Source organism: Kineococcus gypseus (assembly GCF_050871305.1).
Classification (GTDB): Bacteria; Actinomycetota; Actinomycetes; order Actinomycetales; family Kineococcaceae; genus Kineococcus; species Kineococcus gypseus.
On sequence record NZ_JBJLRD010000012.1, the window covers coordinates 1 to 12,901 of the forward strand.

General features: G+C 80.9%; 12 protein-coding genes. 7 read left to right on the forward strand and 5 right to left on the reverse strand.

Annotation, left to right across the window (positions count from 1 at the left end; all coding sequences use genetic code 11):
- Positions 1-38 precede the first annotated feature (38 nt).
- The 4 genes from ACRYMN_RS06400 to ACRYMN_RS06415 all read right to left on the reverse strand — a co-directional run bounded on the left by ACRYMN_RS06400 (position 39) and on the right by ACRYMN_RS06415 (position 5,773).
- Positions 39-785: a methyltransferase domain-containing protein gene (locus tag ACRYMN_RS06400; protein WP_432493156.1), complete on the reverse strand. Its 747-nt coding sequence runs from the start codon at positions 783-785 to the stop codon at positions 39-41.
- A gap of 85 nt (positions 786-870) precedes the next feature.
- The gene (locus tag ACRYMN_RS06405; RefSeq protein ID WP_432493158.1) at positions 871-4,755 is read right to left on the reverse strand and encodes a PHP domain-containing protein; all 3,885 of its coding nucleotides are present in this window, start codon (positions 4,753-4,755) and stop codon (positions 871-873) included.
- An 87-nt stretch (positions 4,756-4,842) separates the two neighbouring features.
- Positions 4,843-5,301, reverse strand: a complete 459-nt coding sequence (locus ACRYMN_RS06410; protein WP_432493160.1) for an SAV_6107 family HEPN domain-containing protein — start codon at positions 5,299-5,301, stop codon at positions 4,843-4,845.
- Positions 5,302-5,332: 31 nt separating this feature from the next.
- Positions 5,333-5,773, reverse strand: a complete 441-nt coding sequence (locus tag ACRYMN_RS06415) for a DUF6504 family protein (RefSeq protein WP_432493162.1) — start codon at positions 5,771-5,773, stop codon at positions 5,333-5,335.
- Between the two features lie 311 nt (positions 5,774-6,084).
- Here ACRYMN_RS06415 and ACRYMN_RS06420 point away from each other — a divergent pair, with 311 nt between their 5' ends.
- The 7 genes from ACRYMN_RS06420 (at position 6,085) to ACRYMN_RS06450 (ending at position 12,199) form a co-directional block, all read left to right on the forward strand.
- Positions 6,085-6,756: an aminoacyl-tRNA deacylase gene (locus ACRYMN_RS06420; RefSeq protein ID WP_432493164.1), complete on the forward strand. Its 672-nt coding sequence runs from the start codon at positions 6,085-6,087 to the stop codon at positions 6,754-6,756.
- The gene (locus tag ACRYMN_RS06425) at positions 6,753-7,697 is read left to right on the forward strand and encodes an alpha/beta fold hydrolase (RefSeq protein WP_432493166.1); all 945 of its coding nucleotides are present in this window, start codon (positions 6,753-6,755) and stop codon (positions 7,695-7,697) included. The genes ACRYMN_RS06420 and ACRYMN_RS06425 overlap by 4 nt, the downstream gene beginning before the upstream one ends.
- Positions 7,694-8,413 (forward strand): monooxygenase, encoded by a 720-nt coding sequence (locus tag ACRYMN_RS06430; RefSeq protein ID WP_432493168.1) that lies wholly within the window; start codon positions 7,694-7,696, stop codon positions 8,411-8,413. Before ACRYMN_RS06425 ends, ACRYMN_RS06430 begins: the two co-directional genes overlap by 4 nt.
- Positions 8,414-8,478: 65 nt before the next feature.
- Complete coding sequence (locus ACRYMN_RS06435) at positions 8,479-8,736, forward strand: hypothetical protein (RefSeq protein WP_432493170.1); 258 nt, start codon at positions 8,479-8,481, stop codon at positions 8,734-8,736.
- A 52-nt stretch (positions 8,737-8,788) separates the two neighbouring features.
- The gene (locus ACRYMN_RS06440; protein ID WP_432493172.1) at positions 8,789-9,562 is read left to right on the forward strand and encodes a carotenoid biosynthesis protein; all 774 of its coding nucleotides are present in this window, start codon (positions 8,789-8,791) and stop codon (positions 9,560-9,562) included.
- On the forward strand, positions 9,559-10,707 hold the full coding sequence (locus tag ACRYMN_RS06445) for a glycosyltransferase family 2 protein (RefSeq protein ID WP_432493174.1): 1,149 nt from the start codon (positions 9,559-9,561) through the stop codon (positions 10,705-10,707). The genes ACRYMN_RS06440 and ACRYMN_RS06445 overlap by 4 nt, the downstream gene beginning before the upstream one ends.
- 13 nt (positions 10,708-10,720) lie before the next feature.
- A complete protein-coding gene (locus ACRYMN_RS06450) occupies positions 10,721-12,199 on the forward strand; it encodes a phytoene desaturase family protein (protein WP_432493176.1) in 1,479 nt (492 codons plus the stop codon).
- A gap of 8 nt (positions 12,200-12,207) precedes the next feature.
- Here the strand turns inward: ACRYMN_RS06450 and ACRYMN_RS06455 are convergent, their stop codons facing one another.
- Complete coding sequence (locus ACRYMN_RS06455; RefSeq protein ID WP_432493178.1) at positions 12,208-12,897, reverse strand: CDP-alcohol phosphatidyltransferase family protein; 690 nt, start codon at positions 12,895-12,897, stop codon at positions 12,208-12,210.
- Between the last annotated feature and the right edge of the window lie 4 nt (positions 12,898-12,901).

Here is a 12,901-nt window from a genome sequence, read left to right on the forward strand (position 1 = left end):
GCGCGCGGGCGCCGCGCGCGGCGCCCGCGCGCCGGGCCTCAGCGCAGGGCGTGCAGGTGCAGGTGCCCGGCCAGGGCCTGCAGCTCCGGGGAGCGGGCCGCGAGCGCCTCCAGCTCGCGCAGCAGCCCGGCGTGGCCCTCGGCCTCCGCGCACGCGGCGGGCACGAGGTCGCTGAAGGTGCGGGTGCCCTCCACGGCGGTGACGGTGAAGCCGGCCGCCTCGGCCAGCCGCGCCGCCGAGGCGCGGTCGAAGCGCCGGCGCAGCGGGTCGGTGCCGCTCCAGCGGTGCTCCGCGTCGGACAGGGCGTGCAGCGCCTGCGGCAGCTGACCGGCCAGCACGCGGGCCAGCACCGTGGCGGGCCACTGCGCCACCAGCACGCTGAGGCGCCCGCCCGGGCGCAGGACCGCGTGCGCCGCGCGCAGCGCGGCGGCGGGGTCGTCGACGACCTCGAGCACGCCGTGGCACAGCAGGACGTCGGCGCCGCCGGCCGGCAGCAGCGCGGCCAGCTCCGTCGCGTCCCCCTGCACGGCGCGCACCCGCTCGGACAGGCCCGCCTCGGCGGTGCGCCGCTGCAGCGCCGCGAGGGCGTCCGGGGAGGGGTCGACGACGACGACGCGGTGGCCCAGCGCGGCCACCCGCACGGCCAGGCCGCCGGTGCCGCCGCCGACGTCGACCACCGACAGCGGCCCGTCTGCACCGCCGGCGCCGTGCGCGTCGGCGAGCAGCTGCTGCACGCCGTCCCACAGGACCGTCGACGCGGCTGGACGGCCCCGTTCCTTCGCCACCCGTTCCTCCCACCGCTCGCGGACGGGCCCCACCCTAGACACCGCCGCGCCCGCGGCCGCGGCGCCACCCGGGGCGCGCGCCGGCTCACCACCCCGGGCTGCCCGGGCTGGCGCCCCACAGCCGGCGCGGCGCGGCACCGGCGCTCGCCCCCGGACCGGCGCCGCGGGCGGCGGAGCGGGTGTCGCGCACGTCCACCCCCGGCGGGCGCAGGTCCGCGTACGGCGACTGCAGGAAGCCGCTGGGGTGCACCAGCACCCGGCCCGGCCCGCGCGCGCCGGGGTGCTCGCCGGGGCGGGCGGCGGGGTCGGCGGCGGGGTCGGCGGCGGGGTCGGCGTCCAGCAGGTCGCGCACCGCCGCCGCGCCGTCGCGCCGCCAGGTGCGCCACAGCCCGGTCAGCTCCCAGGCGCCGGTGGCGCGCAGCGAGACCCCGCGCGGGCCGGTGCGGCGCAGCACCCCGCGCACCAGCAGCAGCCAGGAGGAGAAGACCGTGGCCGTCCACGGCCCCTGCGCGTCGTCGAAGAAGGCCGCGTCGGCCGGGCCGGTGGAGTCGTCGAGGGTGAGGAAGACCACCCGCCGCCCCGAGCGCACCGGCGGGGTCTGGGTGGCGACTTTGGCCCCGGCCACCATCAGGTGCGAGCCGTTGCGGCGGTGCAGCAGGTCGCGGGCGGGGGTGACGCCCAGCGCGCGCAGCAGCGGCACGTAGGCGGTGACGACGTGGGCGCTGGCGTCCAGGCCCAGCACCTCCAGCTCGGCGCGCACCCGCTCGGCGGCGCCGACCTCCGCCAGCCCGCCGGGCACCGGCTCCTCCGGGGCGTCGCCCAGGTCCAGCGCCAGCTGCACCCCGGGGTCGCGGGGGCCGCCGGGGCCGTCGCGCAGGGGTGCGCGGGGCGCGGGCCGCGGGCCGCGGCGGGCCCCGCGGTCGCGGCGCTCCAGCTCGGCCACCTGCAGCAGCAGGTCCCGGCGGGTGGCGCGGCCGCGGCGGGCCGTGCCGGTGGTGCCCGTGCCGTGCACGGCGTCCAGCGCACCGGCCAGCACCAGGCGCTCGGCCAGCGGCCGCGAGGGGCGCGCGCGCTGCCAGACGTCGGCCAGCGAGCGGTACGGCTGCCCGGCCACGAGGCGGGCGACCTCGGCGGCGGAGGCGCCCGCCACGTCGCTCAGCGACAGCCGCACGCCGTACCCGGTGCCGTCGGCCACCCCCGCGCCCAGCTCGCCGCGCGCCGCGCGCGCCGTGCCTCCGCCCCGCTCGGCGGCGGGCGCGTCCGGGCTCGGCACCCGCTCGACGCGGTAGGTGTCGCCGGAGGCGTTGACGTCCAGGCCGAGCACCCGCACGCCCAGGCGGCGCGCCTCGTCGAGCAGCAGCCGCTTGGGGTACATGCCCGGGTCGTGGGTGAGCACGCCGGCCAGGAACGCGGCGGGGTGGTGGGTCTTCAGCCACGCCGACTGGTAGGTGGGCAGCGCGAAGGCCGCCGCGTGGGCCTTGCAGAAGCCGAAGGAGCCGAAGGCGCGCAGCACCCCCCAGACGCGCTCGACGACCGCCGGGGCGAAGCCGTGCTCGGCGGCGCGCTCGCGGAACCACGGCTCGAGCTCGCGCTGCCCCTCGCGGGTGCCCAGGCGCCGGCGGTGCTCGTCGGCCAGCGCCCGGTCGGCGCCGGTGGTCACGCGCAGCACCTCGATGACCTGCTCGTGGAAGACGACGACGCCGTGCGTCTCGGCCAGCACCGGGCGCAGCCGCTCGTCGAGCACGTCCGCCGGCGCCCAGCCCTGCCGCGCCCGCAGGAACGGGGTGACCATGTCCGACTGCACCGGGCCGGGGCGGAAGAGGGAGATGTCGACGACGAGGTCGGCGAACGTCTCCGGCCCGAAGCGGCCGATCAGCTCGCGCTGGCCCGGGGACTCGATCTGGAAGCAGCCCAGCGTGCGCGTGGAGCGCACGAGCCGGAAGGTGGCCGGGTCGTCCAGCGGCACTTGCGCGCGGTCGTCGAGGTCGAGCTCCTCGCCCTCCACGCGGGCGACCTCGCGCACCGCGTGGGCCATCGCCGACTGCAGCCGCACCCCGAGGACGTCCAGCTTGAGCAGCCCCATCTCCTCGACGTCGTCCTTGTCGAAGTGGCTGACCGGGAAGCCGCCGCGGCTGGTGCCCACCGGGGTGCGCCGCAGCAGCCCGCGGCCGGAGAGCACCAGCGCGCACGGGTGCATCGCCACCTGCCGCGGCAGGCCGTCCAGGCGGGCGACGAGGTCGAAGAAGGCGTCGAGGCGCCCGGCGCCCAGGGCGCTGCCGCGCAGCTCGGGCAGCTCGGCCAGCGCCGCGCGCGCCTCGCGGGCCCGCACGTGCGGGAAGGCGGTGGCCAGGGCGTCGACCTCCGCCGGCGGCAGGCCCAGCGCGGCGCCCACGGCCCGCACGGCGTGGCGCACCCGGTAGGTGGCCACGCTGGACAGGCCGGTGACGCGCTCGGCGCCGAAGCGCGCCAGCACCGCCGAGCACACCTCCTCGCGGCGGGCGGACTCCACGTCGAGGTCGATGTCGGGCAGCTGCCGGCGGCGGGTGTTGAGGAAGCGCTCCATGAGCAGGCCGTGCTCGAGGGGCTCCACGCCGGAGATGCCCAGCAGGTGGTTGACGAGGCTGCCGGCGCCGGAGCCGCGGGCGGCCACGCGCACCCCCAGGGCGCGGGTGAGGTCGCACACGTCGGCGACGGTGAGGAAGTAGCCGGCGAAGCCGACGCGCGCGACGACGTCCAGCTCCTCCTCCAGGCGGCGGTGCACCGCGGCCAGCCGCCGCTCGCCGGCGCCCGGGTAGCAGCGGCCCACGCCCGCCGCGCAGCGCGCGCGCAGCACCGCGTCCGGGTGCGCGCCGGGCGGCAGCCGCAGCGCGGCGGCGTCGGGCAGGTGGGCCCGGCCGGTGCCCAGGTCGGCCGCGGGGTCCAGGCGGGCGCGCGCGGCCAGGTGCGCGGTGGCGCCGAGCAGCTCGCCGGCCAGCGCCGCGGCCCCGCCGGCGCCGGCGGCCGCGCGGGCGACGAGGGCGGCGGTGCGGGCCATGCCCGCGGCGTCGACGAGGTGGCCCTGCGCGGTGCTGCGGTCCAGGTGGCGGGTGCCCAGCGGCACGAGGCGGCGCACGGCGTCGAGCAGGTCGGCGGTGACCGCGCCGTCGGGGGTGGCGTGGCGCACGGCCGCGGTGAGCACGGCGGGCACCCCCTCGGCGCGCGCCAGCGCCAGCAGCCGCGCGGCGTGCTCGACGCTGCCGGGGGTGCCGGGCGCGCAGTGGTGGCAGACGACCTCGACGTGCAGGCAGTCCTCGGGCAGCGCGTCGCGCCAGCGGCGCAGCACCGCGCGGGCGACGTCCTCGCGGTGGGCCAGCACGGCGCGACCCACCTCGGAGGACGGGCCCAGCAGCACCGCCAGCGCCGCGGCGCCCCCGGCGGCGGCGTGCCGGGAGAACGCCTCGACGGCGGCGACGGGGTGCCCGCGCCCGCCGGCGCGGTGGGCGGCGCTGACCAGCGCGCACAGCGCGGCCCACCCCTCGCCGGCGGTCAGCCCGGGCGCGGCGCCCAGCGCGAGGGCGGTGGCGCGCGGCCACCTCGGGTCGACGGCGGCCCCGCCGCGCACCGGCGAGCGGGCGCCGCCCGCGGTGCGGGTGCCGGCGGGACCGCCAGGCCCGCGGGGAGCGGCGGGAGCGGCGGGGTCGGCCCAGGCGGGCAGGCCGGCGAGCAGCCCGGTGGGCGCGGTGGCCAGGTCCACGCCGAGCACGGGCGCCAGGCCGGCCCCGGCGCAGGCGCGCACGAACCGCACCGCGCCGTGCAGCGCGTCGCGGTCGGTCAGGGCCAGGGAGCCCATGCCCAGGTCCGCGGCGCGGGCCACCAGCTCGGCGGGGCTGGAGACGCCGTGGCGCAGCGAGCAGCTCGAGGCGACGTGCAGGTGCGTGAACGCCGGGGCGGACGCGGACGTGGACGTGCGGGTGGGCGGGGCGGGCGGCAAGGACGTCCTCCTGCGGGTGGTGCGCCCGCGGGGAAGGACGGAGCAGCGGTGGGTCGGGACCGGCGGCCGGTCGGCGCGCCGGGGGGTTCAGCTGGCCAGCGGGTGCAGCCTGCTCAGGCCGAGCAGTGCCTCGACGACGCGGTGGAACTCCACCGCGTCGGCCAGCAGGGTCTCGGCGGCGGCGGCGTCGACGACGTCGGTGCGGCCGGCCTCCACGCGCGCGCGCACGGGGGCGGTGGAGGAGAAGCGCCGGGACCAGGCTTCCAGGGCGGGGTCCAGGCGTGGCAGCATCTCCCACACGCTGCGCGGCTGGCTGCGCCGCGGGGCGGTGGGCCTGCCGTGCACGGCGACGAGCGCGGCGCCGGCGCGCAGGGCCGAGAGGTGGGCGTGGACGTAGCGGTCGGCGGGCTCGCTCGCGGCGGCTGCGGCGCGCAGCTCCGCCTCGCAACGCTCGAGCAGGTCCAGGGCGGCGGTGTTCAGGGGTCGGGGGCGGTCGGTGGTGCCCTCGGGGGCGCCACCGGGGGAAGATGCCCTCGGGGTGGTCATCGCGGTTCGCCTCTCCGGTGGTGTCCGGACGTCAGTCGCTGACGCGCAGCAGGCGCCACGCGTCGTCACCCTCCTGGGTACCAGCCGCCTCCGACACGGGGGCCCCGGCAGTGCCCGGCGCGTGCGCGGCGGTGCCGGCCGCGACGGGGTGCGCCAGGTCGTACACGCCCGGCCGGGTGCGGCCCACGGCGGCCTCGACGCGGAAGACCTCGCGCTCCAGCTCGCCCAGCGACAGCACGCGCCGCTGCCCCCCGGCGCCGGCGCCCGGCACCCGCGCCGCCGGCGCGGGCGCCTCCTCGCCGTGCACCGCGGCCACCGCGGGCTGCTCCCACCAGGCGCTGCGCTCGCGCCACTGCGCCAGCACCGCGTGCACCAGGTAGAGCCGGCCGCGCCAGACGAACTGCACCGGGGCGCCGGGGGCGCCCTGCAGGACGCCGCACCGCACGTGCACCTCGTCCGAGAACCGTCGCACCGCTGACTCCCTCCGCTCCAGCCGGCGCCGCGGGCTGTCCGCGGCGGGCGAGCCGGGGGAAGCGGCCCGTCGCGGCGCGCCCGGGGCGCGGGCCGCGGGAGCTTCCCCTCCTCCCCGGACCGCGCCGCCGAGCGGCCACGTCGTTCGAACACCGGTTCGAACGCTCTTCGAAGCTACACCACCCCCGCCACCCGGCGTCAACGCCTCGAGGAGCCGTCCACAGGCCCCCGGCGCGGGGCGCCCGCTGCTCCCCCGACGGTCCCCGGCGTTCGCCGCGACGCGCCGCCGCGACCGGCCTACCGTGGGGGGGCATGAGGGGGACCACCGGCGAGGGCACCGCCGCGCAGGGCCTCCTCGACGCGCTCCCGGAGGCGGCGGGGGCCGCGCCCGCCGTCGCGGCCCCGCCCGTCGGCCCGCTCACGCCCCCCACCGCGGCGCCGGCCGGCGCGGCGCCGCTCGAGCCGGCTGCACTCGGGCCCGCCGCGGCGGGCGGGCGCGACGGGCGCGACGGGCACGGGCACCCGGCGGTGGCCGCCACCTCGCGCGCGCTGGCCGACCTGGGCGCCACCGGGCGGGTCGTGCTCCTGCCGGCGGACGTGCGCGGCCCCGCCCGGGTCGCCCTGCACCTGGGGGTGCCGGCCGGGGCCGTGGCCCGCAGCACCCTGCTGCGCGCCCCCGACGGGCACCCGTTGCTCGTGCTCGCCTCCTCGGCCCACGACCTGTGCGCGCCGCTGCTGGCCGCGGTGCTGGGCCTGCCCGGGCTGGAGGAGGCCGGTGAGGCGGAGTCGGTGCGCCGCACCGGCTCGGTGCTGGGGTCGGCCTCCCCGCTCGGGCTGGCCGAGCCGCTGCCCACCTACGTCGACGTCACGCTCGCCCTGCACCGCGTGGTGTGGGTGCCGGCGGGCCACCCGCGCGCGCTGTTCCCCACCCGCTACGACGAGCTGCTGAGGATGGCCTGCGCCCACCCGGTCGAGACGGGGTGAGCGCGCTCCTGGAGGGCCTGGCCGTCCAGGAGGTGGCGGGGGCCGGGCCGCACGACCCCCAGGTGCTGCTGGTGCACGGGCTCGGCGCCGGGGCGAGCACGTGGTCGCTGGTGCTGCCGCACCTGGCCGGGGGGCACCGCGTGCTGGTCGTCGACCTGCCCGGCCACGGCGCCAGCCCGCCGCTGGAGGACGGCGACCCCACCGCCATGCACCCGCCCGCCCTCGGCCGGCGCCTGCACCGCGCGGCGCAGCGGCTGCGCGCGGCCACCGGGCGCCCCGTGCACCTGGTGGGGCACTCGCTGGGCGGCTGGGTGTGCCTGGAGGCGGCCGCCGCCGACGGCGCGGGGCGCACCGGCGCACCGGCCGTCGCCGGCGTCGTGGCGCTGGCCCCCGCGGGCCTGTGGGCGCGCCCGCGGCGGCGCCCGCCCCTGCTGCCCACCGGCCAGCGCTTCGCCCGCTGGTACGCGCGCGCCGCCCCCCACCTGCCGGTGGACCCGCTGCCCACCGCCTGGGGCCGCGCGCTGGCCTTCGCGGCCACCAGCGCCGCCCCGCGCGCGCTGCCGGCCGAGCTGGCGCGCGAGGCGGTGATGTCGGTGGCCGCCGCCGCCGGGTACGCGGCCGCCGACGCGGGCATGGCCTCGGGGGCGTTCACCCGCGGCGCGGACGTGCGGGTGCCGGTGGTGGTGGTGACCGGCCGGCGCGACCGGGTGCTGCCGCCCTCGCACCTGCTGCGCTCGTGCGCGCCGCCGGGCGCGCGGTGGCTGGAGTGGGAGCGCTGCGGGCACGTGCCCGCCTGGGACCGCCCCGCCGACGTGGCGGCGCTCGTGCGCGAGCACGTGGCCGCCGCCGAGCGCGCGGCGGGACGGGCCGGCGGGACGGGCGGACCGGCGGGCGGGCCCGCGGGCGGACCGGCGGGACCGGCGCGTAGCGTCGCGGGGTGAGCGAGCCGCGACCCGAGCAGCGCCCGGCCCTGGTCACCCTGGACGTGTGGGGCGTGGCCCCGCGCGCGGTGCCGGCGGCGCTGGCGCGCATGGCCCTGGACCGCCCGCTGCTGGCGCGCACCCCCGGGGCGCGCTTCGCGAAGCTGCTGGGCACCGGCGACGGGCGCACCTTCACCGCGCGCGACGCGGACCCGCTGCGCTGGGCGGTGCTGGTGGCGTGGTCGCGCCCCGAGGACGCGGCCGCCTTCGAGTCCTCGCCCACGGTGCGTGCCTGGCGGCGGCTCTCGCGCGAGCGGCTGCGGGTGGAGATGGCGCCGCTGACCAGCCGGGGGCGCTGGGGCGGGCGCGCGCCGTTCGGGCCGGAGGACCTGCGCGGGGCGCGGGCGCACGACGGCCCGGTCGCCTCGATCACCCGCGCGCGGCTGCGCACCCTGCGGGCGCGCTCGTTCCGGCGCTCGGTGCCGCCGGTGGCCGCGGACCTGCAGCGGGTGCCGGGGCTGCGCTGCGCGCTGGGCGTCGGGGAGTCGCCGCTGCTGCACCAGGGCACCTTCTCCCTGTGGGCCTCCACGGCGGCGCTGCGCGGGTTCGCGCACCGGCGCCCGGCGCACGTGGACGTCATGGACCGCACCGGCCCGGAGGGCTGGTACGCCGAGGAGCTGTTCGCCCGCTTCGCGGTGCGCTCGGTCACCGGCACCCTGGACGGACGCACCCCCTGAGCCGTCCGGGTGGCGGTGGGGCGCACGCGGTACCGCGAGCGCCGGCCGGTGGCCACGCTGGAGGTGTGGAGACCTCCCCCGTCGCGCTGCTGGGCCTGCTCGCCCGCGGCGCCGCGCGGGCGCTGGTCGCGCTGTGGTGGTGGGGCCCGCACCCGGAGCGGGTGGCGCCGGGCGGCACGGGCCGCGGGCGCGCCGCGCGGCTGCACCGCCGAGCCTGGCGCACCGGCCGGGTGCTGGGCTGGTCGTGGGGCCTGGCCGTCGCGGTCGCGCTCGTGGCGGCGACGGCCGCGGTGCTCGCCGCACCGGGCACCGCGGGCCCCTGAGCGCGCCCCTCCCGCGGGCGCCGGCGTCCGCGCCCCTCCCTAGAGTGGCGCGGTGCTCTCCCGACCCGCGCCGGCCGTCGCCGGCGCGCTCACCGCCGCGGCGGTCCTGACGCAGGTGGCGCACCCGCTGCTGCGCGGCGAGGCGCTGCGCCGCGCGACCATCGGCTCGGTCGGCGCGTTCTGCGCCGCCGCGCTCGCCGACGCGGCCCGGCGCGGCGGCGCGCGCGGCGGGGCGACGGCGCTGGTGGTGGCCGGCGGGCTGGGCCTGCTCGCCGAGGCCGTGGGCACCCGCACCGGCCGGCCGTTCGGGCGCTACCGCTACGCGGGCACGCTGGGCCCGCAGGTGCTGCAGGTGCCGGTCGTGGTGCCGCTGGCCTGGACGATGCTGGCCTGGCCCTCGGTGCAGCTGGGCCGCCGGCTGGCCCCGCGCGGGCGCGGGCACCACGCCGCGGTCGTCGGCGCGGCGGCGTGGACGCTGGCCAGCTGGGACCTCTTCCTGGACGCGCAGATGACCGCGGCCGGGCACTGGGAGTTCGAGGTGCCGCACCCGCACCTGCCGGGCCTGCCGGGCGTGCCGCTGAGCAACTACGCCGGCTGGCTGCTGACCGCCACCGCCATCTGCGCCGCCCTGCACGCCGCGCTGCCCGAGGAGCGCCAGCGCGAGGTGCCGCAGGCGGTGCCCGCCTGGCTGCTGGGCTGGACGTGGCTGGGCTCGACGCTGGCCAACGCCGCCTTCTTCCGCCGCCCGGCCGCCGCCGCGTGGGGCGGGGTGGCCATGGGCCTGACGGTGGGGCCCTACCTGCGCTCGCTGAGGCGCGGCGCGTGAGGGGGCACGCGGGGCGGCACGGCCGGCGCGGCCCGGTGCGCCGGGCGCTGCGCGCCCTGACGTGGGCCGGCTCGGCCGCGGCCGGCGCCCTGACCGCCCACTCCCTGCTCAACGCCCGGGCGCTGCGCACCCCCTCGCCGGAGCCGGCGCCGGTGGCCGAGCGCGTCAGCGTGCTGGTGCCGGTGCGCGACGAGGAGGAGCGCGCGGGCGCCTGCCTGGCCTCGCTGCTGGACCAGGTGGGCGTGGCCGACGTGGAGGTGCTCGTCCTCGACGACGCCTCGCGCGACCGCACCGCCGAGGTGGTGGCGGCGGTGGCCGCGGCCGACCCGCGCGTGCGGCTGCTGCGCGGGGACGGCCCGCCGCCGGGCTGGCTGGGCAAGCCGCACGCCTGCGCGCAGCTGGCCGCGGCGGCCACCGGCTCGGTGCTGGTGTTCGTCGACGCCGACGTGGTGCTGGCCCCGCACGCGCTGGCGGCCGGGGTGGAGCTGCTGCGCGGCACCGGCCTGGACCTGCTCTCGCCGTACCCGCGGCAGCTGGCGCACACCTGGAGCGAGCGGCTGGTGCAGCCGCTGCTGCAGTGGTCGTGGCTGACGACGCTGCCGCTGCGCGCGGCGGAGGTCTCCCCGCGCCCGTCGCTGTCGGCGGCCAACGGCCAGCTGCTGCTCGTCGACGCCGCGGCGTACCGGCGCGCCGGCGGGCACGCGGCGGTGCGCGGGCAGGTGCTCGACGACATCGCGCTGCTGCGCGCGGTGAAGGCCTCCGGCGGGCGCGGCGGCGTCGCCGACGGCACCGCGCTGGCGACCTGCCGGATGTACGACGGCTGGCCGGCGCTGCGCGAGGGGTACGCGAAGTCGCTGTGGTCGGCGTTCGGCTCCCCCGCCTCGGCGGTGGCGGTCTCCGCGGGGCTGGCGGTGGCGTACGTGCTGCCGCCGCTGGCGGCGCTGGGCGGCTCGCGGGCCGGGGCCGCCGGCTACGTCGCGGCGGTCGTGGGCCGCTACGCGGCCGCCGAGCGCACCGGGGGGCGCTCCCTGCCGGACGCGCTGGGGCACCCGGCGTCGGTGGTGCTGCTGATCGGGCTGCTGGCGGACTCCTGGGCGCGGCACCGCCGCGGGCGGCTGGCGTGGAAGGGGCGGGTGCTGCCGTGAGCGGGGTGCCGCGGTGAGCCGCGTGGTGGTGGTCGGCGCCGGGCTGGGCGGGCTGTCGGCGGCGGCGCGGCTGGCGGCGCTGGGCCACGACGTCGTGCTGTGCGAGCAGGCGCAGGAGGTCGGCGGCAAGCTGGGCTGGTTCAGCCGCGACGGCTTCTCCTTCGACACCGGCCCGTCGCTGCTGACGCTGCCGGCGGTGCAGCGCGACCTCTTCCTCACGACCGGCGCCCCGATCGAGTCGGTGCTGGACGTGGTGGCGCTGGACCCGGTGGCGCACTATCGCTTCGGCGACGGCACCGAGGTGGACCTGCCCGGCGGCGGGCTGCCGCGGGTGGCCGCCGCGCTGGACGCGGCGCTGGGCGCGGGCGCCGGCGAGCAGTGGACGGCGTTCCTGCGGCGCGCCGGCGCGGTGTGGGACGTGGCGCGCGAGCCGTTCCTGGAGTCGCCGCTGGAGGGCCCGCGCACGCTGCTGCGCCTGGCGCGCAGCGCCTCGGACGTGCGCGCGGTGGCCCCGTGGTCCTCGCTGCGCTCCCTGGGCCGGCGCCACCTGCGCGACCCGCGCCTGCGGGTGCTGCTGGACCGCTACGCCACCTACTCCGGCTCGCACCCGGCGAAGGCGCCGGCGGCGCTGGCCACGGTGCCCTACGTCGAGCAGACCTTCGGCGCCTGGTACGTGCGCGGCGGGCTGCGGCTGCTGGCGGAGGCGGTGGCCGACCGGGCCCGCGAGCGCGGGGTGGTGGTGCGCACGGGGGCGGCCGTGGAGGCGGTGCTGGAGTCCGGCGGGCGCGCGGCGGGGGTGCGCCTGGCCGGCGGGGAGGAGCTGCGCGCGGACGTGGTGGTCTCGGCGGTGGACGCCGCGCACCTGTACCGCGACCTGCTGCCGCGCCCGCGGCTGCGCCCGTCGCCGCGGCGGCGCTCCTCCTCGGGGTTCGTGCTGCTGCTGGCGCTGGACGGGCGCACCCCGGGGCTGCGGCACCACACCGTGCTCTTCCCGCACGACTACGACGCGGAGTTCGCCGACCTGGCCGCCGGCCGGCCGGTGGCCGACCCCACGGTGTACGTCAGCGCCCCCGACGACCCGGCGCTGCGCCCCTCGCCGGACACCGAGGCGTGGTTCGTGCTCGTCAACGCGCCCGTGCACGACCCCGGCGCGCGCGCCCCGGGCGGCACGGACTGGACGGACGCGGCGCTGGTGGAGCGCTACGCCGACCACGTGCTGGCCACGATGGCCCGGCGCGGGCTGGACGTGCGCGGGCGGCTGCGCTGGCGGGAGGTGCGCACCCCGGCGGAGCTGGAGCGGCGCACCCGCAGCGACGGCGGCGCCATCTACGGCACCTCCAGCGACGGGGCGCGCTCGGCGTTCCTGCGCCCGGCGAACCGCTCGCCGGTGCCCGGGCTCTTCCTCGTCGGCGGCAGCGCGCACCCCGGCGGGGGCCTGCCGCTGGTGGGGCTGTCGGCGCGCATCGTGGCCGACCTCGTCGGCCCCGCCTGAGCGCGCGCTCAGAGCCGGCGGCCCAGGGCCACCGCGACCTGCACGAGCCCGACGGCGCCCAGGGCGCTCCAGGCGCCCGCGCCCAGCAGCGCCCACGGCGCCTGCCCCGGCGCGATGGCCGTGGCCGCCGCGCACCCGGCCGCCACGGCGATGCGCACCGGGCGCTCGGCGACGCTGACGACCCCCACGTCCGCCACGCCCAGGCCCTGGGCGCGGGCGCGCACGTACTCCTGCAGCTGCGCCAGGGCGCCGGCCAGCGCCGCCAGCCAGGCCGGCGCCCCGCAGCCGAGCAGCACCAGCGCGCACGCGGCGTCGCCGACGCGGTCGCAGCACGCGTCCAGCAGCGCCCCGCGGTCGCTGGTGCGCCCGCGCAGCACGGCCACCGCCCCGTCGAGGTTGTCCAGCACCCCGCCGGCGGCCACGGCCAGCGCCACCGCCGTGGCGGCCGCGCCACCGGGACCGGCGGCCAGCGCCAGCCAGGCCGCCGCGGCCGCCAGCGCCGTGCCGGCCACCGTCACCGCCGCCGGGGGCACCCGCGCGGCCGCCAGCGGCACGGCCAGCACGTGCACGCCGGAGAGCCAGGCGCGCACCAGCCCGGTGGCCGGGGCGCCGCCGTGCAGCAGCGACCAGCGGCGCAGGTACTCCGCGCGGCCGGGCACGGCCGGTCCGCGCGTTTGACGGGCGCGCTCGGTGGGCACGGGG